Annotated in this window: 22 protein-coding genes, 1 tRNA gene and 1 pseudogene; 5 read left to right on the plus strand and 19 right to left on the minus strand. The window is 63.1% G+C overall.

The window, feature by feature from the left end; translation table 11 throughout:
• Nucleotides 1-16: 16 nt before the first annotated feature.
• The 4 genes from ASS64_RS13080 to ASS64_RS13095 all read right to left on the minus strand — a co-directional run bounded on the left by ASS64_RS13080 (nt 17) and on the right by ASS64_RS13095 (nt 6,901).
• Nucleotides 17-736, minus strand: coding sequence for a TonB family protein (locus tag ASS64_RS13080; protein ID WP_067695384.1), 720 nt, complete (start codon nt 734-736; stop codon nt 17-19).
• A 126-nt stretch (nt 737-862) separates the two neighbouring features.
• Entirely contained in the window at nt 863-4,342 is a 3,480-nt protein-coding gene (locus ASS64_RS13085; RefSeq protein ID WP_067695388.1) for a TonB-dependent receptor, read from the minus strand.
• 256 nt (nt 4,343-4,598) lie between these two features.
• Nucleotides 4,599-5,540 (minus strand): isopenicillin N synthase family oxygenase, encoded by a 942-nt coding sequence (locus ASS64_RS13090; RefSeq protein ID WP_067695391.1) that lies wholly within the window; start codon nt 5,538-5,540, stop codon nt 4,599-4,601.
• 14 nt (nt 5,541-5,554) lie between these two features.
• Nucleotides 5,555-6,901, minus strand: coding sequence for a NupC/NupG family nucleoside CNT transporter (locus ASS64_RS13095; protein WP_067695394.1), 1,347 nt, complete (start codon nt 6,899-6,901; stop codon nt 5,555-5,557).
• A 128-nt stretch (nt 6,902-7,029) separates the two neighbouring features.
• Between ASS64_RS13095 and ASS64_RS13100 the strand changes: the two genes are divergently transcribed.
• Entirely contained in the window at nt 7,030-7,713 is a 684-nt protein-coding gene (locus ASS64_RS13100) for a queuosine precursor transporter (protein WP_067696171.1), read from the plus strand.
• Here ASS64_RS13100 and ASS64_RS13105 read toward each other — a convergent pair.
• The 13 genes and pseudogenes from ASS64_RS13105 to ASS64_RS13160 all read right to left on the minus strand — a co-directional run bounded on the left by ASS64_RS13105 (nt 7,710) and on the right by ASS64_RS13160 (nt 17,507).
• Nucleotides 7,710-8,249 carry a DUF421 domain-containing protein gene (locus ASS64_RS13105; RefSeq protein ID WP_234002407.1) on the minus strand — a complete coding sequence of 180 codons (540 nt, stop codon included), beginning with the start codon at nt 8,247-8,249 and terminating at the stop codon, nt 7,710-7,712. The two genes, ASS64_RS13100 and ASS64_RS13105, sit on opposite strands and share 4 nt — an antisense overlap.
• Before the next feature lie 27 nt (nt 8,250-8,276).
• A complete protein-coding gene (fghA, locus tag ASS64_RS13110) occupies nt 8,277-9,122 on the minus strand; it encodes an S-formylglutathione hydrolase (RefSeq protein WP_067695397.1) in 846 nt (281 codons plus the stop codon).
• A 4-nt stretch (nt 9,123-9,126) separates the two neighbouring features.
• Nucleotides 9,127-9,768, minus strand: coding sequence for a CoA transferase subunit B (locus tag ASS64_RS13115; RefSeq protein WP_067695400.1), 642 nt, complete (start codon nt 9,766-9,768; stop codon nt 9,127-9,129).
• Complete coding sequence (locus ASS64_RS13120) at nt 9,768-10,478, minus strand: CoA transferase subunit A (RefSeq protein WP_067695411.1); 711 nt, start codon at nt 10,476-10,478, stop codon at nt 9,768-9,770. Before ASS64_RS13120 ends, ASS64_RS13115 begins: the two co-directional genes overlap by 1 nt.
• Nucleotides 10,478-11,590, minus strand: coding sequence for an S-(hydroxymethyl)glutathione dehydrogenase/class III alcohol dehydrogenase (locus ASS64_RS13125; RefSeq protein ID WP_067695414.1), 1,113 nt, complete (start codon nt 11,588-11,590; stop codon nt 10,478-10,480). Before ASS64_RS13125 ends, ASS64_RS13120 begins: the two co-directional genes overlap by 1 nt.
• A gap of 217 nt (nt 11,591-11,807) precedes the next feature.
• The gene (locus ASS64_RS13130) at nt 11,808-12,251 is read right to left on the minus strand and encodes a BLUF domain-containing protein (protein ID WP_067695418.1); all 444 of its coding nucleotides are present in this window, start codon (nt 12,249-12,251) and stop codon (nt 11,808-11,810) included.
• Between the two features lie 18 nt (nt 12,252-12,269).
• On the minus strand, nt 12,270-13,742 hold the full coding sequence (locus ASS64_RS13135) for a bifunctional diguanylate cyclase/phosphodiesterase (protein WP_234002408.1): 1,473 nt from the start codon (nt 13,740-13,742) through the stop codon (nt 12,270-12,272).
• Between the two features lie 102 nt (nt 13,743-13,844).
• A pseudogene (locus tag ASS64_RS17120) lies at nt 13,845-14,360 on the minus strand (MHYT domain-containing protein); the annotation flags it as partial.
• 317 nt (nt 14,361-14,677) lie between these two features.
• A tRNA-Lys gene (locus ASS64_RS13140) sits at nt 14,678-14,753 on the minus strand.
• 72 nt (nt 14,754-14,825) lie between these two features.
• Nucleotides 14,826-15,311 carry a 2-amino-4-hydroxy-6-hydroxymethyldihydropteridine diphosphokinase gene (gene folK / locus ASS64_RS13145; protein ID WP_067695424.1) on the minus strand — a complete coding sequence of 162 codons (486 nt, stop codon included), beginning with the start codon at nt 15,309-15,311 and terminating at the stop codon, nt 14,826-14,828.
• Nucleotides 15,308-15,778 carry a hypothetical protein gene (locus ASS64_RS13150; protein ID WP_067695427.1) on the minus strand — a complete coding sequence of 157 codons (471 nt, stop codon included), beginning with the start codon at nt 15,776-15,778 and terminating at the stop codon, nt 15,308-15,310. Before ASS64_RS13150 ends, folK begins: the two co-directional genes overlap by 4 nt.
• Before the next feature lie 2 nt (nt 15,779-15,780).
• Nucleotides 15,781-16,644, minus strand: a complete 864-nt coding sequence (gene aguB, locus ASS64_RS13155) for an N-carbamoylputrescine amidase (RefSeq protein ID WP_067695430.1) — start codon at nt 16,642-16,644, stop codon at nt 15,781-15,783.
• 38 nt (nt 16,645-16,682) lie between these two features.
• Complete coding sequence (locus ASS64_RS13160; RefSeq protein ID WP_067695433.1) at nt 16,683-17,507, minus strand: class I SAM-dependent methyltransferase; 825 nt, start codon at nt 17,505-17,507, stop codon at nt 16,683-16,685.
• Between the two features lie 108 nt (nt 17,508-17,615).
• On the opposite strand from ASS64_RS13160, the gene msrA reads away from it, so the two are divergent.
• Genes msrA through ASS64_RS13175 form a run of 3 tightly spaced genes read left to right on the plus strand, consistent with a single transcriptional unit; the run spans nt 17,616 to nt 19,968 of the window.
• Nucleotides 17,616-18,152 (plus strand): peptide-methionine (S)-S-oxide reductase MsrA, encoded by a 537-nt coding sequence (gene msrA / locus ASS64_RS13165; RefSeq protein WP_067695436.1) that lies wholly within the window; start codon nt 17,616-17,618, stop codon nt 18,150-18,152.
• Between the two features lie 16 nt (nt 18,153-18,168).
• Nucleotides 18,169-19,107 carry an NAD(P)/FAD-dependent oxidoreductase gene (locus tag ASS64_RS13170; protein ID WP_067695438.1) on the plus strand — a complete coding sequence of 313 codons (939 nt, stop codon included), beginning with the start codon at nt 18,169-18,171 and terminating at the stop codon, nt 19,105-19,107.
• A gap of 48 nt (nt 19,108-19,155) precedes the next feature.
• A complete protein-coding gene (locus tag ASS64_RS13175) occupies nt 19,156-19,968 on the plus strand; it encodes a hypothetical protein (RefSeq protein WP_067695441.1) in 813 nt (270 codons plus the stop codon).
• A gap of 2 nt (nt 19,969-19,970) precedes the next feature.
• Here ASS64_RS13175 and ASS64_RS13180 read toward each other — a convergent pair whose 3' ends face one another.
• Nucleotides 19,971-21,206 (minus strand): RsmB/NOP family class I SAM-dependent RNA methyltransferase, encoded by a 1,236-nt coding sequence (locus ASS64_RS13180; RefSeq protein ID WP_067696174.1) that lies wholly within the window; start codon nt 21,204-21,206, stop codon nt 19,971-19,973.
• Between the two features lie 56 nt (nt 21,207-21,262).
• Here ASS64_RS13180 and ASS64_RS16455 point away from each other — a divergent pair, with 56 nt between their 5' ends.
• Nucleotides 21,263-21,421 carry a DUF1674 domain-containing protein gene (locus ASS64_RS16455; protein ID WP_083508371.1) on the plus strand — a complete coding sequence of 53 codons (159 nt, stop codon included), beginning with the start codon at nt 21,263-21,265 and terminating at the stop codon, nt 21,419-21,421.
• 79 nt (nt 21,422-21,500) lie between these two features.
• Here the strand turns inward: ASS64_RS16455 and ASS64_RS13185 are convergent, their stop codons facing one another.
• Entirely contained in the window at nt 21,501-22,901 is a 1,401-nt protein-coding gene (locus tag ASS64_RS13185) for a cytochrome P450 (RefSeq protein ID WP_067695444.1), read from the minus strand.
• Between the last annotated feature and the right edge of the window lie 29 nt (nt 22,902-22,930).

Raw genomic sequence — 22,930 nt, forward strand, 5'->3', positions numbered from 1 at the left:
GCACCGCTACCGTCGCTCAATTGAAGAAGCGCTGCTGGTAGTAGAACGTCGCGGCGACCGGCCTGCCGCGTGAATCGCGCGCCGGTTCGAAACGCAATTGGTCGAGGGCGAGCCGGCACACGGCGGCATCGGTTTCCGGGAACGGGCTCGGGCGATAGATACTGCAGCGCGTGGCGCGGCCTTGGGCCGAAACGGTCAGCCGGACGATAACCGACTGGCCGATCCGCGCTTGGCGTCCGCCTGGCGGTACGGGAAAGGCACGTGCATCGGTGATCGCGCGTGTCAGCACGGGTTTCGTCGCCACTCCGCCGCCCTGCCCGCTGCCGCCCTCGCCGCTCCCCGTGCCTTCACCCTGGCCCGAGCGGCCCGTGCCCTGTCCCTCCTCGGTCGCGCCGGAGGTAGCGGCGGTCCCCGTCGATGCCGCCCGCGGCGCGGGTGGATCTTCGCGCAGCGGGCGCTGCTGTTCGGGCGCAGTCACCGGAGCCGGCACCGCTTCGCGCCCGGGATCACCCTGCGCTCCCTTGGGCTCGGGCTCTACCGGTTCCGGCTCGGGCGGGCTCGTGACGGTTACGGTGACGGCGGAGACGACCGAACGTTCGAGGCTGCCGACCACATCGGGCGCCAGCGCGCGGACCAGCAGATAGAAGATGCCGATGTGGACGAGCACGATAAGCGCGATCACCCAGGGATTGGGGCGATGCTTGATCGCGCTGAAGTTGGACGCACCTGCAGTCATTGCCGCAAAACGGTCCAATATTGATGCCTGTTCCGAACGATCGCGGTTCTGGCAGCGGAAAAGGGAAACGGCGGCCCTGTGGGGGCCGCCGCTCCTTTGTCCGCATCACTGCGGTTACGAGGCGATTTAGAACTCGTAACGCACGCCGACCTGGATACGCCAGACCGTATTGGATTCGAACGTGTTCGCTTCGCCGTCGCCCGCATCGAAGCTCTCGATGATGTAGCGGCCCTGATCGTCGAAACTGCCGTCCACGAGGGCGACACGGCCATCGAAGCCACCAAGCGCACGACGCGTGTTCCAACCGCTGTCGAGCAGATTGAGGAAGTTGTCGAAGTCGGCGAACAGTTCGATGCGATCGCTCACCAATCCGGTCAGGCTACCGAGGAACGGTATTTCCTGGCTGATGCGCAGGTCGAGATCATAGAACCAGTCGTTCCGGCACTGATTGCGCTTGACCGTCTGGCCGGGCGTGAAGTTGCAATTGATCTTGCTGACGATGTCCGGATTGGTGTTGTTGATCGCCGAAAGGAATGCCTGCACCGCTGCCGGATCCGAATCGGGCGACAGGTTCGGATCATTCACACCGGTCGGGATGTAAGCGAGGATGTTGTTCTCGCTCGAGCTCGAGTCGGTGAACTCGCCGCCACGAATGTCGTCGAAGACGAGGCTGTAGGGGCGACCTTCCGAAGCACGGAAAAACAGGCCAAGCCCGGTGCCGAAATCGCCGAAGAATTCCTCGCGCAGATTTATCGACGCGACGAAGTTGTGGCGGGTTTCGAAGCCCGACTGCGAAATCGCAGGCGTCTGACGGTTGAACGACGGCGTATTGTCGAAGTTCGAACCGGCCGTCGACGAGCGGAAGTTGATCGTCTGCTCGCTATCGCTGAATGCGTAGCCGAAGCTGACATTCACGCGACCGCCTTCGGTGAAGACACCTTCCGAAAAGCGCTTGGACAGGATCAACGAAGCATTGTGGCTATCGAAGCTCGGCCCGTTGGTCAGCTGGAGGAAGTCGTCGATCCGGGTGCCGAAGCATGCCGACGTGACATTGTCGTAGGTCGGCGGATTGTTGTCGATCAGCGTCGCGTTACAACCTGCATTCAACGGATCGATCGGACGAATGATCGGACGACCGTCGACGGTGAAACCATTCGCTCCGAGGCTCGGGTCCACGATCTGGGTCAGATCGACGATGCTCAGCGTGTCGTTGAAACGAGTGTAGATGTAGTCGACGTTGAGGCGCCAGTTGCTGAAGAAGCCAGTTTCCGTGCCGAAGTCGGTCGCGATGCCGATGTTGGCGCGCATGGCGGTCGGGATGTCGAAGTCCGGATCGGTGGACTGGACGTCGGCACGCCCCGCCGCAGCTGCCGCCGAGCCAGCGGCAATGGCGCAGGCCGGAATGCCGGTGAAGGTCCCGCCGGTCACTACGTCGATCTGGCCGGTGGCCGGATCGATGTTGAGATCGCTTGCATTACAGTCGAACGTATCGCCGTTAGCGGTCGAGAAACCGTTGTTCGAGAAAGCGTTCGAGAAGAACACGACCGGGTCGCCGCCCGAGAAAATTCCCACACCGGCAGTCAAGCGGGTGTTGGAGAAGATCCCGGTATTGTCGAAGTCGTAGGTGGCAGCGAAACGCGGCAGCAGGACCGGGTCGATCTTGCTGAAGGGATTGGCGTTGGTGTAGCCGAAGCGTTCCAGGAACAGCGGGTTTGGACGCGGGGCGTCACCCGTGTAGAGCTGGACACGCATACCGCCCGTCAGCGTCAACTGATCGGTTGCCTGCCAGGTGTCCTGTGCGAAGAAGCTGTAGGTCGTGCGATTGAAAAGCGCTGCAGCTTCGTTGATGTCTCCCGAAGGCGTGACCGCGATCGTGGCGCCGCCAAGAGGACCGCCGTTCACCAGATCGTCGGCACCGGCAAATACGCTGGAGAAGAAGCCTGGTGCGACGAGACCCTGTTCGAAATCGTCGAGGTTCTCGAAGAAGATCGTGCCGGTTGCATTGATGGCGAACAGGTTGAACACTTCGAGGTCATTGATTTCGGCACCCAGCTTGAACTGGTGATCGCCGCCATCGATGTTCATTACGAAGCGAGCCTGGTCGATCTTGGTATCGAGCTGGTTGGCCGAACGGAAAATGCCCGGTCCGGTCGTCAGGATGCCGTTGTCGCCGTTCGGAATTAGACCGTTGGTGGCGTTGTCGAGACCGACGGCGAGGCGGACAGTGGGGTTGTCACTCTGTGCTTCTCCGAAGCCAACAGGCCCCTGCACATCGCCGACTTCCGAGCGCGAAAGCCGCAGCTCGGTGCTGACTTTATCGCTCCAGTCCGAGTAAAGGCGCACGGAGTAATAATCGCTAATCGTGCCTTCGTCTTCGAAACTGTTGAGACCGCCGAACTGATCGCTGCCGAAGTCGGTTTCGATGTTCGTTTCCTCGAGGCGCTGATAGGTTGCCTCGAGACGGTGATCTTCGGTGATGTAGGCGTCGAGACGACCGAAGTAACGGACGTCGCGCTGAGCCAGCTGAGTGGGGACAGGACCAATTTCCTGACCGTAAACGTCACGTGCGATCTGCGCGAACCGGTCGAACTGCGCCTGAGTGACGAAATCAAACTCGTCGGCCGCACCCGAGCCGAAGGGGCCGTCGTTGAAGCCGTCGCCAAGATCGGTTTCTTCATAGCCAGCGAAGAAAAACAGGCGGTCGGGAACGATCGGACCGCCAAGCGTCACGCCCCAGCGCTCTTCACGGCCCGCATTGATGTCGCGCAAGCTGCCGTCCGCCTGTTCGACCTGGTCACCCTGCATGCCACCGTCGAAATAGGTGTAGAAGGCGCTGCCGGAAAACTGGTTGGTACCCGACTTCGTAACAACGTTCACCAGACATCCGGTGAAGTCGGAATATTCAACGTCAAAGGGCGCGAATTCAACCGAGGTTTCACGGATCACATCAAAAGGGAGCGGAAGCGAGTTGCGTGCGGCGAAGGGCGTACCGTTCAGCCCGAAGACATCGGACTGGACGATGCCGTCGACGGTAAAGGTATTCGCGCGGTCATTGCCGCCGAGACAGGAGATGCGATCGACGTCGTCCGATCGCTCAAGGCTGACGCGCGGGTCAAGGCGAATGATGTCGCGGACGTCGCGATTGAGCGAAGGGAAGCTTTCGAGCGTCGTGACGCCAAAGGCGTTGCCCGGGCCGACAGCGAGCTGCTGGACGTTTGCACGTGCACCGCTGACGACGATCACGTTTTCGGCGACGTTTTGGGTCAGTTCGAAAGTGAAGTCGGTGTTGCCCGAAACGGTGATGGAGATGCCCTCGACCGTCTGGCCCTCGTAGCCGGGCGCCGTGACGGTCACGGTGTAGGGGCCGCCGGGGACGAGCGACGCAGTGCGGAACGAGCCCTCATTGTTGGCCTCGAGCGTACGAGTCTGGCCAGTACGCGTATCGGTAACAGTGATCCTCGCATCTGCGAGCGGAGTGCCGGTCTCGCTGACAACGCGTCCCTCGATGCCCGAGGTAATCTGCTGAGCTGCGGCGGGGGCTGCAACGATGCCCGCTGTGGCAGTGATGCTGACGACCGACGCCGCCAGGAGATATTTGAACTTCATCGAGATGATCCCTTCAGTCTCGTGTGAGGTGTGCGGAGGCTTGGAACGCGCTCCCTCTGGCGGGAGGACGTTGCGCCCAAGCTATCTTTTTATGACAAGGTCAAGACACTTGTTGCGGATGCGAGACGCACCTGCGGAAAATCGCAACAAATGTCTATTTTTCAAAGATTTTTGTGCGTTGCAAAATAGCAACGGCGCGAAACTTTCTCGGTTTCGGTGCTCTATTGCAACGAATTCGGCAATGCCGGAGGCCGGGTCACGCCAGATTGATCTCGCGCAAACGCTGCATGAGGAAATCGTGACTCGAAATCGGCGCGGGCCGATTCTCCGGCTGATGCGGATCGATGCAGGATGGGAGCGTCTCGATCACGTAATCGGGCCGGAAGTGGAGGAAGAAAGGCATCGAATAGCGTGCGCGATAGGCCGCCTCGCCGCGCGGATTGACCACGCGGTGGGTGGTCGAGCGCAGCTTGCCGTTGGTCAGCCGGTCGAGCATGTCGCCGACATTGATGACCAGTGCCCCTTCCGGCACGTCGACCGCCTTCCACTCACCCTGCTTGGTCAGCAGTTCGAGGCCTGCCTCTTCGGCACCGAGCAGTAGCGTGATCGTGTTGATGTCGCCATGCGCGGCCGCACGGATCGCGCCTTCGGCTTCTTCGCCCTCCAGCGGGGGATAGCGCAGCAGGCGCATGACCGAATTGCCGTCCTCGACGGTCGGCGCGAAGAACTCGCGGTCAAGCCCCAGATGCAGCGCGATACCTTCGAGCACGCGGCCGCCGGCTTCCTCGAACGCGGCGTAGAGCTCGGTGAAGGTCTTGCGGAAACCTTCGACTTCCTCGGGCCAGACGTTGTCCGCCATATATTCGGACAGTTCGTGTCCCTCGGGCAATTCGCGCCCGACATGCCAGAATTCCTTGAGGTCGTGGACCTCAGCGTCCTTGGCCTTTTCGGTGCCGAAGGGCGTATAACCGCGCGCGCCGCCGCCGCCCGGGATGTGGTAGGCCTTTTTCACCTCGTCGGGCAGCGCGAAGAATTCCTTGGCCAGCGCCTCGGCGCGGTCGATCAGGTCCTGCGGGATGCCGTGGTCGCGAATGACGGCGAAGCCGTATTCCTCGAAACTGCGGCCCAGCTCGTCGGCAATGCTCTCGAGCGGCTGTGCCAGCGACACAACCGCGATATCGGTGTTCGAATCGGTCATAGTGGGTGCGCCCTTTAGTATGGTAGGAAGAGTCCCGCCAGCGCCGCGCTCATCAGGTTGGCGAGGCTGCCGGCGGCGAGAGCGCGGATACCCAGCTTTGCAATCACCGGTCTTTGATTTGGCGCAAGTCCGCCGGTGACCGCCATCTGGATCGCGATCGAGCTGAAATTGGCAAAGCCGCACAATGCGAAGGTCACGATCGCGCGGCTGCGTTCGGACAGGACCGATCCGTCCATCGCGCCGAGATCGATGAAGGCGACGAATTCGTTGAGCACGATCTTGGTGCCGAACAGCCCGCCAGCGGTTCCGGCCTGCTCCCAGGGAATGCCGATCAGGAACATGACCGGCGCGAAGACGAAGCCGAGCAATTGCTGGAAGCTCACATCGGGATAGCCGAACCAGCCCCCGATCCCGCCGAGAATGCCATTGGCGAGCGCCACCAGCGCGACGAATACCATCACCATCGCGCCGACCGCGACGGCGAGCTTGACGCCGGTCTGCGTGCCCTGCGCGGCGGCCTCGATGACATTGGCGGGCTTATGCCCTTCCTCGAAGGTTTCGGCGACCTGCACCTCGTGCGGCTTGCCGCTTTCGGTCAGGGCTGCCGGCCCCTCGGCGCTGATCCGCGCTTCGGGGAGCACGATTTCGCCTTCGGGATCGACTCCGGCCAGTTCGGCTGCATCGCGCGCCAACACGCTTTCATCGTCGGGCATGATGATCTTGGCCATCAGGATGCCGCCCGGGGCCGACATGAAGGCCGCCGCCAGCAGGAAAGGCACCGCATCCGCACCGATAAAGCTGGCATAGGCGGCGAGGATGGTGCCAGCGACGCCCGCCATGCCTACGCTCATCAGCGTGAACAGCCGGCTGGGCGTCAGGGCGGCGAGATAGGGGCGCACAACCAGCGGGCTTTCGGACTGGCCGACAAAGATATTGGCCGCGCTGCCCAGCGCCTCGACCTTGCTGATCCCGGTGATCCAGCCGATCGCGCCGCCCACCCAGCGTACCAGCCGCTGCATGATGCCCCAGTGGTAGAGGATCGAGACGATCGCGGCGAAGAACACGATTACCGGAAGCGCGGCTATCACGAATGTGTTGGTGAAGGGGTTCGCGCCCATCGGGCCGAACACCGCCTCGATCCCGACCTTCGAATAGTCAAGCAGCGCGATGACCCCGTTGGACATCGCCTGGATCAGCTGGACGCCCCACGGCGTGCGCAATACCAGCAGCGCCATCAGCGCCTGCAGGGCGAATGCCGCACCCACCACCCGCAATTTGATTCGCCGCTTGCCCGTCGACAGCAGGAAGGCAATTAGCAGGATCGCCGCTATACCGACGAGATTGATCAGGATGGGCGACATGAAGGTCCCTTCGAATGCGGACAAGTTGCGGATGAAATCGGCTGCTGTCTTGCTTGCGGGGCTCCATTAGTCAATTTTCACCGCTCGCCGACGGCCTCGCCGTCCACGATATCTACGAGGCCGAACCCATGACCGAACCCGCCAACGAGACCCGGCTCGCAGCCGCTGCCATGCCGCGTGGCCTGTTCGTCTATACGATGCTCTATGGCGGGATGACCGTGCTGGCGGGCGTGCTGGCATTCAAGCAGGTGCAATTGTGGCCGACCGACCTGGCGGTCGAGTCGGGCATTTTCGCCTTCCTGCTGCTGGTGGTGATTTCGAGCACGATCGCGCAGCTTTATGGCGAAAAGCTCGCCAACCGGATCGTCTGGTGGGGATTCGTGCCCTTGCTGGTGGCGTCCGTGCTGATGCAGCTCGTGCTGAACCTGCCCGCCTCGACCGAAATGGTCGAATTCCGGTCGGAGGATCTCGCCGCCTTCGAGCGCGTCCATGCCACCTTGTGGCGCGTGTGGATGGCCGGGCCGGCCGCCTATATCGTTTCGCTGCTGCTCAACGTGTGGATCTTCTCGCGCCTGCGCGGCTCTTCCGAAGGAGCGTCGACCGTCTCGCTGATGGTGCGCGGCGCGATCGCTTCGGCATTGAGCCAGGCGATCGATTCGGTGATCTTCATCACGCTCGCCTTTTACGGGCAGTTCGACATCACCAATCTGCTGATCGGACAGGTGATCGCCAAGGTCGCGCTCAGCATCGTAATGGTGCCCTTCCTGATTACCGGCGGCGTCGCCCTGGCGAGGTGGCTCGACCGGCGCTAGAGCCGCTTCACGTTCTCGATCAGGGTCTCGTCGAGCCTCTCGCCATGGAGGACCGAGACATCGCCCGTCGTCTCCAGAACCACCGCGCGGACCTTGGTCAGGTCGAGCACATTGGCCTCGCGCAGCTTGGCGATCAGGTCGCTCTTGGCCACGCGCGTCGATCGGAGCGCTTCCTCGAAGAACTCGCCATCGCGCATGAGGAAAACCGGGTCGTTCTGCATCGCGCTTTCCGCTGCGTCCGAAGCCTTGCGCATACGTGCGGCCGTGTACTGCACAACGAACAAGCCCAGCATCGCAATCATCGCCTGCACGAATGCCTGCCAGTCGCTGGCCTGCCCCGCCCCGGCGACGAGACTGCCCAGCGCCACGGTCATCACGAAGTCGAAATTGGTCATCTTGGAGAGGGACCGCAGCCCGTTCACGCGGATCAGGACGACGATCCAGCAGAGCGCCGCAGCGGACAGGAGGATGCCGCGAAGGGCTAAGTCGAGCCAGGTATTATCGACGAACATGCCGAGGCAACGCACGAGACCCATGCGTCTTTCCCGCTCGGTCGTACCGAATTAGCGCGTCAGGCGCTCGGCATGCCAGCCGACATGCTCCGCCAAGAAGGTCGAGACGAAGTAATAGGAGTGGTCGTAACCGGGCTGCATGCGGATATCGGCGGGGATACCGGCCTTCTCGCACGCCTCGACCAACAGCTCGGTCTTGAGCTGGTCCTCGAGGAAATCGTCAGCCGTCCCCTGATCGACGAGCAGGTTTTCGAGCCGCGCGCCGTCCTCGATCAATGCGCAGGCATCATATTCGCGCCAGGCATCGCGATCTGCGCCAAGGTAGCCGCCCAGGGCCTTCTCCCCCCAGAGACAGTTCGAGGGGCTGACGATGGGCGAAAAGGCGCTGACCGAGCGAAAGCGGTCGGGATTGCGCAGACCGATCGTCAATGCGCCGTGGCCGCCCATCGAATGACCGGTAATGCCCTGCCGATCGAGATCGACCGGGAAATGTTCGTCCACCAGCGCCGGAAGTTCCCGTTCGATATAGCTGCGCATGGCGAAGTGCCGCGCCCACGGTTCCTGCGTCGCATCGACATAAAAGCCCGCGCCCTTGCCGAAATCATAGGCTTCATCGTCGGGCACGCCCTCGCCGCGCGGCGAGGTGTCGGGCGCGACGAAGATCATGCCATGCTTGGCGCAGGCCGCGCGATATTCTCCCTTCTCGGTGACGTTCGCATGCGTGCAGGTGAGGCCGGAAAGGAACCACAACACTGGCAGCTTGGCGCCTTCTTCGTGCCCGGGCACGAAGGCCGAGAAGGTCATCTGTGCGCCGGTGCTGGTCGAGGCGTGGGCGTAGACGCCCTGCACCCCGCCATGGCTGCGATGCTCCTCGAGGGTCTCCAGCGCGCCCGCCATCCCGCTAGAGCGCGACCTCGTATTGCGCCGTGGTCTTTTCGGCCACTTCCTCTGCGGTCACCCCCGGCGCCAGTTCGATCAGGCGGAAGGCGCTGTCGTGGTCCGGCCGGTGGAACACGCCCAGATTGGTGATGATCATGTCGACCACGTTCTGCCCGGTCAGCGGCAGCGTGCATTCGGGGATGAATTTCGGGCTGCCGTCCTTGGCATTGTGGTCCATCACGACGATGATCTTCTTCACGCCGGCGACGAGGTCCATCGCGCCGCCCATGCCCTTGATCATCTTGCCCGGGATCATCCAGTTGGCGATATCGCCGTCCTGCGCGACCTCCATGGCGCCGAGCACGGTCAGGTCGATATGCCCGCCACGGATCATCGCGAAGCTCGCCGCGCTGTCGAAATAGGCGCTGTGCGGCAGTTCGCTGATGGTCTGCTTGCCCGCATTGATCAGGTCCGCATCGACCTCGTCCGGATAGGGGAACGGCCCGATGCCGAGCATGCCGTTCTCGCTCTGCAGCGTGACATGCATGCCCTCGGGGATGTGGTTGGCGACCAGCGTCGGGATACCGATGCCGAGGTTGACGTAATAGCCGTCTTCCAGTTCCTTCGCCGCGCGGGCGGCCATCTGGTTGCGATCCCAGGCCATCAGGCGCTCTCCCTTTCGCGGGTTGTCTCGAATTCGATTTTCTTGTCGTAGGGTGCGCCCACGATCATGCGCTGGACGTAGACGCCCGGCAGATGGATGCAGTCGGGATCGAGGCTGCCGGTGGGGACCACTTCCTCCACCTCGACCACGCAGACCTTGCCGCAGGTTGCGGCGGGCAGGTTGAAGTTGCGCGCGGTCTTGCGGAAGACGAGGTTGCCGGTCTCATCGGCCTTCCACGCCTTCACGATCGCAAGGTCGGCGAAGATGCCGCGTTCGAGAATATAGGTCTCGCCGTCGAACTCCTTGTGTTCCTTGCCCTCGGCGACCTGGGTGCCGACGCCGGTCTTGGTGTAGAAGCCGGGAATGCCCGCGCCGCCTGCGCGCATGCGTTCGGCGAGCGTGCCCTGCGGGCAGAACTCGACTTCGAGCTCGCCGGAGAGGAACTGGCGTTCGAACTCCTTGTTCTCGCCGACATAGGACGAGATCATCTTCTTCACCTGCTGGGTGCGCAGCAGCATGCCGATGCCCTCGTTGTCGATTCCCGCATTGTTGCTGGCGAAGGTCAGGCCCTTCACCCCGCTGTCGCGGATCGCGGTCAATAGGCGCTCGGGAATGCCGCAGAGGCCGAAGCCGCCGCTGGCAATGAGCATGTCGTCCGTCAGCAGCCCGTCGAGGGCCGCCGCGGCGTCGGGATAAAGCTTGTCTGCCATCAATACACCACCACGCTGCGGATGGATTCGCCTGCATGCATCAGGTCGAAGCCCTTGTTGATTTCCTCTAGCGACAGGACATGAGTGATCATCGGGTCGATCTCGATCTTCCCGTCCATGTACCAGTCGACGATCTTGGGCACGTCGGTGCGGCCCTTGGCACCGCCGAATGCGGTGCCTCGCCAGTTGCGGCCCGTCACCAATTGGAACGGCCGCGTCGCGATTTCCTTGCCCGCTTCGGCCACGCCGATGATGATCGAAGTGCCCCAGCCGCGATGGCAGGCCTCCAAAGCGGTGCGCATGACATCGGTGTTGCCGGTGCAGTCGAAGGTATAATCCGCCCCGCCGTCGGTCATCTCGACGATTCTAGCGACCACCTCGTCATTGCTCATCCCCTTCGTGTTGAGGAAATGGGTCATGCCGAACTTGCGGCCCCATTCCTCGCGGTCCGGGTTGATGTCGATGCCGACGATCATGTTCGCACCCGCGAGCCGCGCGCCCTGGATGACGTTGAGGCCGATCCCGCCAAGGCCGAAGACCACGACATTGTCGCCGACCTGCACCTTGGCAGTGTTGGTCACCGCGCCGACGCCGGTGGTGACCCCGCAGCCGATATAGCAGCTTGTCTTGAACGGCGCGTCCTCGCGGATTCTGGCGACCGCGATTTCGGGCAGGACGGTGAAGTTCGAGAAGGTCGAACAGCCCATATAGTGGAAGATCGGCTCGCCCTTGTGGGAGAAGCGCGTGGTGCCATCGGGCATCAGGCCCTTGCCCTGCGTCGCGCGGATCGCGGTGCACAGATTGGTCTTTCCCGACAGGCACGACTTACACTGCCGGCATTCGGGGGTGTAGAGCGGGATCACATGATCGCCCGACTTCACGCTGGTGACGCCCGCACCGACTTCGCGCACCACGCCTGCGCCTTCATGGCCGAGGACGCTGGGGAAGATGCCTTCGCTGTCCAGCCCGTCGAGCGTATAGGCATCGGTGTGGCAGATGCCCGTCGCCATGATCTCGACCAGCACTTCGCCTGCCTTGGGCCCTTCGAGGTCCAGCTCGACGATTTCGAGCGGCTCTTTCGGGGCGAAGGCGACGGCGGCGCGGGTCTTCATAGGCAAAATGCTCCAGACGATGGATGCCGGTACTCCGGCCTAGGGCGATCGGTGACGGTGTCCAATTCCCGGGGCCCTAGTCGCTCATCATCACGGAATCCACCGCGAACTTGATCGGATCGCCAGCCAAGCGGCTCGCCACGCTCATCGTGTTCGGTCGCTTTTGTCGCTATCCGCGATGAACGGAGGCCCAGCCATCTCAGGATTTTTCACTTTGTCAGTGCGCGACTTCGTAGGTTGCGATCTGTGCCTCGTCTATCGCGGCGCGAAGCTCGCGGATTGCTTCGCCAGCGTTCAGACCCGCTAGAAACGGGATGGAGCCGAGCTTCGCCCGGAGAGGGTCGGATGCGTTTTCGCTGTCCACGACACTGGCCATGCCCCATTCCGCAAAAATGCGCGAGGGTACCGTCTGGAGGTCGAGCAGTCTCACCATCTCATGCCGGAAATCACAGCAGATCCGCTCGAATACATCTTCTAGAACGTCACCAGGTCCTTCGAGGACTTGAATGAACTGCCCTTCGAAGAAGAGCAATGCGCCGGTCACGCCGACGCGCCGATTATTCTGCGATGCGTGGGCAACAATCTCGTCGACCAAAGCCTTTTCCTCGCCCGGCGTCGGAAGTGGTGCTGCCTTGCTACTGTAAAGGAGACGTTGGAGCATTGTAATGCGCTTTCGTTGTCAAGCTGCCGCAGTCTGGCTGTCGCGGCTGTTGAACAATGCGGCAGCTCGTTCCCGCTTCAGCGGCCTGCTGAACAGATAGCCCTGGACGTGATCGCATCCCTGCCCCGAAATAAACGAGAGCTGCTCATCGGTTTCGATACCTTCCGCGGTAATCGACAGGTTCAGGCTGCCACCGAGCTGGGTGATCGCGCGCACGATCGATGCACTTCCCGCGTCACTCGGCAGTTTGTCGATAAAGCTGCGGTCGATCTTGATTCTGTCGATCGGGAATTTGTGGAGATAGGTTAGCGACGAATAGCCCGTTCCGAAGTCATCCAGCGAAATACGGACGCCAAGTTCCCGCAGTCGACTGAGTGTGGAAAGCGCCTTTTCGGCGTTCCCGAGAAGCGCAGTTTCGGTGATCTCCAGCTCCAGACGATGCGCAGACAGACCCGTTTCCTCCAGCGCCTGCGCTACCGTCTGTGCAAGACGCGGATCCATTAATTGAACCGGTGAAACGTTTACAGAGACGGTCAGGTCGCTCGGCCAGCGCGATGCATCGCTACAGGCACGACGCAGTACGGCGTTGCCGATACGGCTGATCAGGCCAAGTTCCTCGGCCAGCGGTATGAAAACTTCGGGAGAAATGTCGCCGTGGCTTTCCGACTGCCATCGAACCAGCGCTTCGGCTCCGATGTATCCGCCGCTAGTAATGTTCATGATCGGTTGGTAAACCACTTCGAATTCATCGCGCATGCACGCGCGCCGCAATTCGGTCTCGAGCTGTCGGCGGCTCTGCAATTCCACGATCAGGCTCGGTTCGAAGAAGTAGTGCCGTCCCTTGCCTTCGTGCTTTGCCGAGTAGAGCGCAACATCGACATGCTGGGTCAGCACTTCTGCTTTACGGCCGTGTTCAGGCGCCAGAACGATTCCAACACTGCCGCCGATTTCGGAAACATTTCCGTCGATGGCGAAAGGTCGCGAGAGCACCTCGACGATCCGCTCGGCAAGCTTGCCGACTTCCGCAGCATCGTCGGTGCCGGGCATGATCACCGCAAACTCATCCCCACCAATGCGCGCCACGAGATCGCTGTCCCTTACAGCATGGGTCAATCGCTTTGCCACTCTCGCTAGGACCAAGTCGCCAACCGGATGGCCCTGCGTATCGTTGATTTTCTTGAAGCGGTCGAGGTCGATCATGAGCAGGGCAAAAGGTCGGCCACTCCCCGTCGACAGTCCCTCGCATAGCGATTGCAGCTTCTCATTGAAGTGACGGCGGTTGGGGAGCTGGGTCAGCGCATCGTGCAGGGCGATATGGCGCAAGCGACTCTGCGACTCCCGTCGCGTACGCAGCTCGACAATATTGGTCGATATTCCCGTGCCGACGATAAGCATTGCGACCACCGCGATGGCTCCCGCCATTGCATCAAACGCTTCACTGTCAGCGCCTGTACCCATTCCGGCGATCGGTGCGACCGCGAATGCCGCCATTCCTACGAAATGGAGCGCCACGATCGCAGCGACGAGCAGAAACGTAGCGAGCCAGGGGTGTGTCTTGCCCGAGTGGCTCCGCAAGCGATCTATAGACAGCGCGGATAGGAGGATGGCGAAGGCGATCGATGAGAGAACGTATTCGGGTAGCCATTGGACCACACCCTCGGCGCGATATGCGAACATGCCGACATAATGCATCGAACTGATCGCCAGTCCGATTAGCCCCCCACCGCACAACGCCGCCAGCCAACGCTGCTGCATGCTCGCGAACAGCAGCCCCGCGCCGCTGCCTGCCACCGCTATCAGCGCCGATACGATGGTCAGCGTTGCGTCGAAATTCACCGGGACTCCTGGATCGTAGCCCAGCATCGCTATAAAATGAGTCGCCCAGATTGCCGAGCCTGCTGTCGTTGCCGATAGGAGAGTCCAATGCAGCTTGGCTGTACCCGTTTCGGCGAGTGTGCGCTCGAACAGCTTGACCGTGACGAAAGATCCGACGACGCACATCAGCGATGCCAGCAAGACCAAAGATAGGTTGTGTTCGTATATCAAACAGTTGAGGACGCGCATTGTGTTCCGATGTTCATGGCGAGCCGAGGAAGTCGGTCCGCTCATTCGGGCGCTATGCGCAAGCCGGTATAAGACGTGTTACAAAGACCTCAGTAGTTTCGCCCACCCTATCGTCCGTCGACGACGACGCCGTTCCCGAAAAGGGTCATCTGATGCGCTCGCTTCAGGCAAACCGGATCGCGTTGCTCTTGGGGTAACTCCCGGCGTCCCGTCATACAGCTATCCCCGTGTCATGACGCTCAGTCTCGATGCTCGGCTCATGCGCAAACCGAAGGTGCAACAGGATCGAAGGCCATGCAGGCAGCCCACCCGGCGATCCGCCCGGGCCGGCATTGAAATGCGAGTAGTTTAGGTGGTGGTGGTGGTGAGCCGTGCTGGGTTCGAACCAGCGACCTACTGATTAAAAGTCAGTTGCTCTACCGACTGAGCTAACGGCCCGACCACGGCGTGCCACCTAGGGCTGCTGTCGCGGGTGGTCAAGCCGGTCATGCCGCATTCCACCCGCATCGCTCAGGAAAGGCGTGCGGCGAGCTGCCTGACGGTATGCCCGGTTACCGGATCGCGCCAATCCGGAGCAATTTCCGCTGCGGGGCGCAGTACGAAATCGCGCTCGCGGAAGAGCGGGTGCGGGATGGAAAGATCGTGAGCATGCCACGCTCCGCCGCTCCACAGGACAATGTCGAGATCGAGCGTGCGTGAGCGCCAGCGCTGGCCGCGCCGCTCGCGCCCGAAGCCACGTTCGACATCCTGCAGGCTGGCGAGCGCCTCGGCCGGTTCGAGGTCGCCGGCAATCACCGCCGCGCCATTGGTATAGCGGCGCAGCGAGGGGCCAACCGGCGCGCTGGCCATCCAGCCGGACACGGCCTCGATATGCCAGCCTTCTTCGGCCAGCGCGGCGATCGCCGCCTCAAGCACCGCGCGCGGACTGCCGATGCCGGGCAATCGCCGGTTCGAGCCCAGCGCGATCAGATATCGGTGCCGGCCTGCCTCGGTCATGGCCCCGGCTTCGATGTGCGATCATCGCATTGCGGGCCTGTCGACGGTCGGAATATCTCGTTCTCGACCGTGCGTACGGCAAATTCGCCAAGCGTGAGACTGCGCTTTCGCTTGAGCAGGCCGCCACGCGCCAGTTCGAAGGGAGCGTGCACATCACCCGAGTAATTCGGGGCGCGCAGGCGCACTTCCATCGCTCCCTGCATGGCATGGTGCTGGACGATGGCGACGGCCTTGATCGTGCCCTCCTCGGCACGCATCCGGAGTAGCTCGGCGAATCGGTCGAGCACGGATTGCGCGCCGTCGATGGCCGCAGTTTCGAGAACGGCGACGTTCTGGATGGCACCGTTCGCGCGCAATTCGAACAGCAGTGGGAAGAATGTGCCGTCCTTCTCGATCCGGGCGATACCCGCCTCAAGGGCGACCGTGAACAGCGCATCGAGCTGAACCTGGTCGATGCCGCCGCCCAAGATCAGATGTCCTCGCAGATGCGCCCATAGAGCTGCGGTCGCCGATCGCGGAAGAAGCCCATGCCAGCACGGTGTTTCTTCGCCCGGTCGAGATCGAGCGTCGCGACCAGCACGCCTTGGCTCGAGCCGCCGAATTCCTTCACCAGATCGCCCCATTCGTCGGAAATGAAGCTGTGACCGTAAAAGCTCTGCTGGCGGTCGGCGGGGCCTTCATGCCCGATCCGGTTCGCGGCGCAAACGGGCATGCAGTTCGACACCGCATGGCCGATCATCGCGCGGCGCCACATGCGGCTGGTGTCGAGATCGGCGTCATAGGGTTCGGAGCCAATAGCGGTCGGGTAAAACAGCACCTCGGCGCCCTTCAGCGCCATGACCCGCGCGCATTCGGGATACCACTGGTCCCAGCAGATGCCGACGCCGATGCGCGCGCCGAACACATCCCACACCTTGAACCCGTCGTTGCCCGGGCGGAAATAGTATTTTTCCTCATAACCCGGCCCGTCGGGGATGTGGCTCTTGCGATAGGTGCCCATGATCGCGCCATCGGGTCCGATCATCGCCAGCGTATTGTAATAATGATGCCCGTCGCGCTCGAAGAAGCTGGTCGGGATCGCCACGCCGAGCTTTGCGGCCAGGTCCTGCATGGCCAGCACGCTGGGACTTTCGGCGGTGGGGTGGGCGAGGTCGAAGAGCTCTTCTTCCTCCTCGCGGCAGAAATATTCGCCCGCGAACAATTCGGGCGGCAGGATCACCTGCGCGCCCTTGCCCGCCGCTTCTTCGACCAGCGCGGAAACCGCGGCGATGTTGTCCGCCGCCTCCTCGCGGGAAAGCGGCAATTGCAGGACGGCGACGGTCAGGCTTCTCATTCTGGCGAGATAGGTCGCCGTCGCCGTACAGGCAATGTTTACCGGGCCTTACGGAAGAGCAGCGTCATCCGGTCGCTTTCGCCAATGGCGAGGTATTTCGCGCGGTCCTGGTCGCCGTAACGCAGCACCGGCGGCAGCGTCCACACGCCGCCTTCCCAATCGGCGGGATCGTTCGGATTGGCGTTGATCTCGCTTTCGGCGGCCAGTTCGAAGCCATTAGCCTCGAAAATCGCGACGACATCCTGCTTGCGCATATAGCCGCGCTGACGCGCGCCGTAATCGTCGTAGCTCGCCCCTTCGGGCGCACGGTGCTGGACCACGCCGACCATGCCATCGTCCTTGAGCATGCGGCGCGCGGCCTTGAGCACGTCGTCGGCGCTGTTGCCGATGTTGAGACCGTGCATCGAGCGGAAGATCAGCACCCGATCGACCGTGCCTTCGATGCCTTCGGGCATCTCGTCGATCTCGAAGGCGGTTACGCTGTCGGCCTCGACACCCAGCCCTTCGGCGACATTCTGCTTGAACCGCTCGGTCCAGCCCTTGGCGCGCGCCTCTTGCGCGCGATCGCGATACTCGCGGCCGTCGCTGTCCTGATCGAAGGCCATATATTTACCAGCGGGCAGCAGATAGGGCGCGAGTACGCGGGTGTACCAGCCACCGCCCGGCCCATATTCGGCCACGGTCATGTCGGGCGTCACCTCGAAAAAGGCGAGCGTTTCGGCCGGGTTGCGATATCGGTCGCGCGCGCGATCGTCGTCGCGCAGGTCGGCGGCCAGCACGGTTTCCAGGTCGGCCGCGTGATCGTCGGCAGCGAGCGGCGCCGCGACAAGGGCGGCAGCAGCGGCAGTCAGCATCAGGCGCATGATAGTAACTCTCCTCGGTTCGTCCGCATGGTCTTCTGGACGTGCATTGGGTGGATGACAAGGCGAAGACGGCTACCTATCTCTCCTGCGCAAAGGAGATTGACGGACATGGCTACACAGCAGGCGATCGTTGCCGGCGGGTGCTTCTGGTGCACCGAAGCGGTGATGAAGGACGTGATCGGCGTCAATGAGGTCGAAAGCGGCTATATCGGCGGCGACAAGCCCGACCCGACTTACAAGGAAGTTTGCACCGGCAATACCGGCCATGCCGAGGGCGTGCGCGTGACGTTCGACGACGAGCGGATCACGCTCGCCCAGCTTTTCGACGTGTTCATGGGCACGCACGACCCGACCCAGCTCAATCGCCAGGGCAACGATGTCGGCACGCAGTACCGCAGCGCAATCTTCCCGCTCGACGGGCAGGAAGAAGAAGCCAGGGCCGCCATCGCGCGCTGGAACGAGGAGCATCCGGGCGAGGAAGCCGTGACCACGATAGAAAGCGGGGAATGGTATCCGGCCGAGGATTACCACCAGGAATATTGGGAAGGCGAAGGCCAGCGCAATCCCTATTGCCTCGCGGTCATCCCGCCCAAGCTGATGAAGCTGCGCAAGAGCTTCCAGAAATACCTCAAGGAAGACGCCTGAGCCGAGTACCGCAGCGATGAAGATCGCGATCGTCGGCGCCGGCATGGCCGGGATGAGCTGCGCGCTGCGCCTGGGCGAGCTGGGGCACGAGGTGGCGCTGTTCGACAAGGGCCGCGGCCCCGGCGGGCGCATGGCGACCCGGCGGATCGAGCACGACGGCCGCATGCTCCACTTCGATCACGGGGCGCAGTATTTCACGGTGCGCGACCCTCGCTTCGCCGCGCAGGTCGAGGCGTGGGAGCGCGGCGGCATCGTCGCGCGCTGGCCCGAAGCGGGGGCGGAAGCCTGGGTCGGAACGCCCGCGATGAATGCACCGCTCAAGGCGATGGCGAGCCATCTGGACCTGCGCTTCGGCACGCGGATCGATAGCCTCGATCGAACGGGAGAGGGCTGGCGGCTTCTGGGGGATGGCGTCACCGACGCGATTTTCGAAGCAGTCGTCGTGGCCCTGCCCGCAGAACAGGCCGCCCCACTGCTGACCCCGCACGCCAAAACCATGGGCGCACTCGCGGCAGCGACGGCTTCCGATCCCTGCTGGACGCTGATGGTCGCTTTTTCCAAACCACTATCGAACGTCGAAGCGACACTGCGCGACGCAGGCCCGATCGGCTGGGCGGCGCGCAACTCTACGAAGCCGCAGCGCTCGGATGAGGAATGCTGGGTGGTGCAGGGCTCTCCCGAATGGTCGCGCGCGCATCTGGAGGAGGATGCCGAAATGGCAGGCGCAGCCTTGCTAGACGCGTTCTCGGACGCCGTTGGCGCCCCCCTTCCCCCGATCCTTGCCAGCAGCGCCCATCGCTGGCGCTACGCTAAATCGGGCGCCGCCGGCACGCAGCCCCTGTGGGACGACGCCCAGCGCATCGGCGCATGCGGCGACTGGCTGATCGCCCCGCGCGTCGAGGCCGCCTACCTCTCGGGTCTCGAACTGGCCGAAACCATCGGCGCCGGAGAATAAAGGCGCGCAGGATTGTCGGATCGCTGCCGACCTGCAATCCTCCCACCCATGCCCGGGGCGCATAGTAAGGCTTTCACCAGCGACCACGTCGTCCATCGGAACGGCAGCGTCGACTTCACCTGCTCGCAGGATGGAAAGGCGTGGCCGTGGACGCGCATCGGCCCACATCATCCCGGCGCGATCCAGGCGGCAAGCTACTGGCTCGGCGTCGAATGCGCTGCGGCGCTTGGGCTGCGGGATCCCAAGAAATGGTCGGCCCTGACCTCGAGCCACTGGAACTGCGGCGCGGTCGGCATCGGGCGCGTTGCGCGCGGGCGCTACGAACCCAAGTGTATCGAGGGGAAGGAAGGCGCCACGGTCCATCTCTACGATGACGCAGGAAGGCCGGTATGCCAGCTCGAGAAGCGCTGGGTGGTCTTTCGCACGCGCAATTTCGAAGACTGGCGCAGCAGCGCGAAGAGGGTCGGGGATCATGTTTCCTCGACCGGTTTCGACTACGCCGATCGAAACCGGCTCGGTTTGTCCGACGAGGACCTCCCGTTTCTCGGCCCATTGTCGGATGGCAAGGCGACCGGCCTGCTCGATCCAGCCAATTCGATGCCCCCGGCACATCCCTGGCTCGACGGATCGGGCGACCATGTGAATTCGGCCCACCTCGCCGAGATCGCACGGCAATTCGTCAGCCTGCTGCGTGGCGGCGAACCTTTTCGGGTGACTGCAGGTGCGATGCGGTTCGATCGCTATGTCGAACTGAGCGTGCCGTTCGAGATCGAGCGGATCGGACGAGATCCAGGGGTCGTGACGATGCAGTTGCGGCAGTCCGGACGAGCCTGCACCTGGGCCGAATATCGGGTCGAATAGATTCAGCGCGCCTGCCAGCGCGCAATGAAGAACCCGTCGAGACCACCTTGCTCCGGCAACATGCCCGGATCGGTGCGCAGCCAACCCTCGGTGCTAGGGGCGAGACCATCGGGCAGTTCGTCGGCGCGGATCGGCAGCAGCTCTCGATTGACCTTGCGTACCTGCTCTTCCCCCTCCTCGCGTTCGAGCGCGCAAGTTGCATAGACCAGCGTCCCCCCGGGCTTGAACCAGTTCTGCGCGCGTTCGAGCAGGGCCGCCTGCAATTCGGCCATCTCCTCGATCTGTCGCGCACCGATCCGGTGGAGCACATCGGGATGGCGGCGGGCGGTGCCGGTCGCGGTGCAGGGCGCGTCGAGCAGGATGGCATCGAACCGGTGCTTGGGCTGCCATTGCAACGCGTCCGCGCGGATCGTGCCGGCCTTCAGTCCGGTGCGCTTCAGATTGGCCTTGAGCAGATCGAGGCGCCGTTTCGATATGTCGAGCGCGGTGACCTGCCAGCCCTGCGCTGCCAGTTGCAGCGTCTTGCCGCCGGGCGCGGCGCAAAGATCGAGCGCATGGCGGCGCTCTCCCCGGCCCAGAAGGCGGGCGGGCAGCGAAGCGGCGATATCCTGCACCCACCATGCGCCATCGGAAAAGCCTGGCAGCTTCTCGACATTCTCACCACGCGGCAGGCGCAAATGGCCGGGCATCAGGCTGTCGGCGGAGAGCTGGACCTTCCAATGTTCGGTCTCACCCGGATCGCGCAGCGTCAGGTCGAGCGGCGGAGGGTCGGCAAGGCCCCCGGCAATGGCCATGGCACGGTCGCCCCAACGTGCGGCGACCTTGGCGGGCAGCGTCGGCACCCTGGGCAGCGATGCCTCGCGCCTGGTCAGCGTCGAAAACACGCCATGCGCCAACCTGCGCGGGCCGCCCGCGAGCAGGTCCAGCCCGGTCGCGACCACCGCATGCGGCGGCGTTCCCAGCCGCAGCCATTGGGCCAGCATCATGCGCAACACCATGCGCGCCTTGGCATCGCCGGGCAGCGGCTTCTTCGTGGCGCTATCGATCAATGCATCGAGATCGACCAGCCAACGCAGAACTTCGCTGGCAATCGCGCGGGCGAGCGCCTTGTCCTCGAACTTGCGCACGTCCTTGGTCGCACCGGCAAAGGCGATGTCGAGCGTCTCGCCGCGGCGCAGCACCGCATCGAGCAGGCGCAGCGCGGCACGGCGCGCGTGGATACCTTGGGGTTGAGCCATCGCCAGCGCCCCTAGCCCCACTTGAAACCGCGCGCCAGCTTGCGCATTTCCCATGCATGACCGAGCGCGCGACCAAACGACCCGAAAGCTTCGAAAAGCCGGCCCACTGGACCAACGATCCCCCGCCCGAACCGCGGAAGAGCGAGGACCAGGAAGAGCTGAGCCCGACCCGCTATGGCGACTGGGTAAAGGACGGCATAGCGATCGATTTCTAGAGATGATCCCCCGCGAAGGCGGGGGTATTTGGCCGAAAGCGCGGACCCGCCCGACTGACGTCCCCACCTTCGCGGGGACTCACAGCGCCCGCAATTCGATTTTCAGCCCGTCCTTCGGCTTGGGGATCGGCCAGGCCTGCCAGTCGGGATCGCCGCCTGCCAATTCCACGCGATAGCGCGGCAGCAGCTGCGCCATCAGGATCTTCACCTGCATGTAGGCGAAATGCAGCCCCAGGCACATATGCGCGCCGCCGCCGAAGGGGACCCAGGCATATTTGTGCCGCGCCTTCACCTTCTCGGGCGTGAAACGCATGGGATCGAACTTCTCCGGTTCGTCCCAGTAATCTTCGCTGTGGTGGGTCCAGTGGATATTGATACCCACCGGCGTGCCCGCGGGGATCCTGTAACCGCCATACTCGAAATCGCGCAGCGCGCGGCGCGGCATCGAGGGCACCGGCGGGATGAAGCGCAGGGCTTCCTTGAACGCCATCTCGGTCAGCTCGAGCTTGCCGAGGTCTTCATAGGCAAGATCGCGCGGGCGCCCGTTTGCATCGGCACCGCCCGTGACCGCCTCGACCTCCTCGCGCAGCTTCTCCTGCCATTCGGGATGCTTGGCGAGCAGCCACAAGAGCGAGGTCGCCGAAGAGGTGATCGTGTCGTGCGCGGCCATCATCAGGAAGTTCATGTGGTCGACCACCTCGTCGACCGGCATCAGGCTGCCATCGTCATATTCGGCGGTGGCGAACTGGCTGAACATGTCCTGCCCACCCCCTTCGGCTCGGCGGCGATGGGTTTCTTGCGTGAAATAATCGACCAGATAGGCGCGACCGTCGACGCCCCGCTTCATCTGGGTAAAGGGCAGCGGCTTGCGCACCGGAGCGACGCTGGCCTGCACCATATCGACGAAGGCGCGATTGATCGTGTCCGCCTCGGGACCCCAGGGGATGCCGATGAAGCTGTCGGCCGCAAGGTCGAGCGTCAGCTCCTTGATCGCGGGATAGAAACGCATAGGGCCCGCGCCCCATTCCTCGACACGCTTGGCGATCCCGCGATTGAGCGCGCCCGAATAATGCCGCATCGGGCCGGGCTTGAAAGCGATCGAGAGCGCGCGGCGGTCGGCCCGGTGATGATCGAAATCCATCAGCATCAACCCGCGCGGAAACAGCTTGTCGAGGATCGGGCCCCAGCCCTGCTCGGAGGAAAATAGCTTCTCGCGATCGAACAGCACCAGCTCGTTCGCATCGGCCCCGATCAAGGCCACGTTCCAGCCGCCGAAGGCGCGGTTCTTGTACACCCGCCCGTATTTCTCGACCATCCTGCGCGCCATGCCATGCGGATCGGCCAGCATCTTGAATGTATTACCGACCAGCGGCCAACCCTTCTCGCCGGGGATATGGGCGAGCGAGTCCTCGTCGGGATTGCCCTCGGTCCAGTGCGAGGGGATGGCTTCGGCAGGTTGGTGCGGGGCAAGCGTGGCCATAGGTAGCTCCTGACAACTTACCGCAGTGT

It is taken from the genome of Erythrobacter sp. AP23 (genome assembly GCF_001542855.1).
In the GTDB taxonomy this organism is placed as follows: Bacteria; Pseudomonadota; Alphaproteobacteria; order Sphingomonadales; family Sphingomonadaceae; genus Qipengyuania.

Coding starts and splice junctions, on each gene's coding strand:
- ASS64_RS13085 (WP_067695388.1), bottom strand. CDS start 4,342: ATGAAGTTCAAATATCTCCTGGCGGCGTCGGTCGTCAGCATCACTGCC.
- ASS64_RS13095 (WP_067695394.1), bottom strand. CDS start 6,901: ATGTCGCCCATCCTGATCAATCTCGTCGGTATAGCGGCGATCCTGCTA.
- ASS64_RS13160 (WP_067695433.1), bottom strand. CDS start 17,507: ATGCGCCTGATGCTGACTGCCGCTGCTGCCGCCCTTGTCGCGGCGCCG.
- msrA (WP_067695436.1), top strand. CDS start 17,616: ATGGCTACACAGCAGGCGATCGTTGCCGGCGGGTGCTTCTGGTGCACC.
- ASS64_RS13185 (WP_067695444.1), bottom strand. CDS start 22,901: ATGGCCACGCTTGCCCCGCACCAACCTGCCGAAGCCATCCCCTCGCAC.
- ASS64_RS13090 (WP_067695391.1), bottom strand. CDS start 5,540: ATGACCGATTCGAACACCGATATCGCGGTTGTGTCGCTGGCACAGCCG.
- ASS64_RS13105 (WP_234002407.1), bottom strand. CDS start 8,249: ATGGGTCTCGTGCGTTGCCTCGGCATGTTCGTCGATAATACCTGGCTC.
- ASS64_RS13115 (WP_067695400.1), bottom strand. CDS start 9,768: ATGGCCTGGGATCGCAACCAGATGGCCGCCCGCGCGGCGAAGGAACTG.
- fghA (WP_067695397.1), bottom strand. CDS start 9,122: ATGGCGGGCGCGCTGGAGACCCTCGAGGAGCATCGCAGCCATGGCGGG.
- ASS64_RS13130 (WP_067695418.1), bottom strand. CDS start 12,251: ATGCTCCAACGTCTCCTTTACAGTAGCAAGGCAGCACCACTTCCGACG.
- ASS64_RS13120 (WP_067695411.1), bottom strand. CDS start 10,478: ATGGCAGACAAGCTTTATCCCGACGCCGCGGCGGCCCTCGACGGGCTG.
- folK (WP_067695424.1), bottom strand. CDS start 15,311: ATGACCGAGGCAGGCCGGCACCGATATCTGATCGCGCTGGGCTCGAAC.
- ASS64_RS13125 (WP_067695414.1), bottom strand. CDS start 11,590: ATGAAGACCCGCGCCGCCGTCGCCTTCGCCCCGAAAGAGCCGCTCGAA.
- ASS64_RS13170 (WP_067695438.1), top strand. CDS start 18,169: ATGAAGATCGCGATCGTCGGCGCCGGCATGGCCGGGATGAGCTGCGCG.
- ASS64_RS13135 (WP_234002408.1), bottom strand. CDS start 13,742: ATGGCGGCATTCGCGGTCGCACCGATCGCCGGAATGGGTACAGGCGCT.
- ASS64_RS13180 (WP_067696174.1), bottom strand. CDS start 21,206: ATGGCTCAACCCCAAGGTATCCACGCGCGCCGTGCCGCGCTGCGCCTG.
- ASS64_RS13100 (WP_067696171.1), top strand. CDS start 7,030: ATGACCGAACCCGCCAACGAGACCCGGCTCGCAGCCGCTGCCATGCCG.
- aguB (WP_067695430.1), bottom strand. CDS start 16,644: ATGAGAAGCCTGACCGTCGCCGTCCTGCAATTGCCGCTTTCCCGCGAG.
- ASS64_RS13080 (WP_067695384.1), bottom strand. CDS start 736: ATGACTGCAGGTGCGTCCAACTTCAGCGCGATCAAGCATCGCCCCAAT.
- ASS64_RS13175 (WP_067695441.1), top strand. CDS start 19,156: ATGCCCGGGGCGCATAGTAAGGCTTTCACCAGCGACCACGTCGTCCAT.
- ASS64_RS16455 (WP_083508371.1), top strand. CDS start 21,263: ATGACCGAGCGCGCGACCAAACGACCCGAAAGCTTCGAAAAGCCGGCC.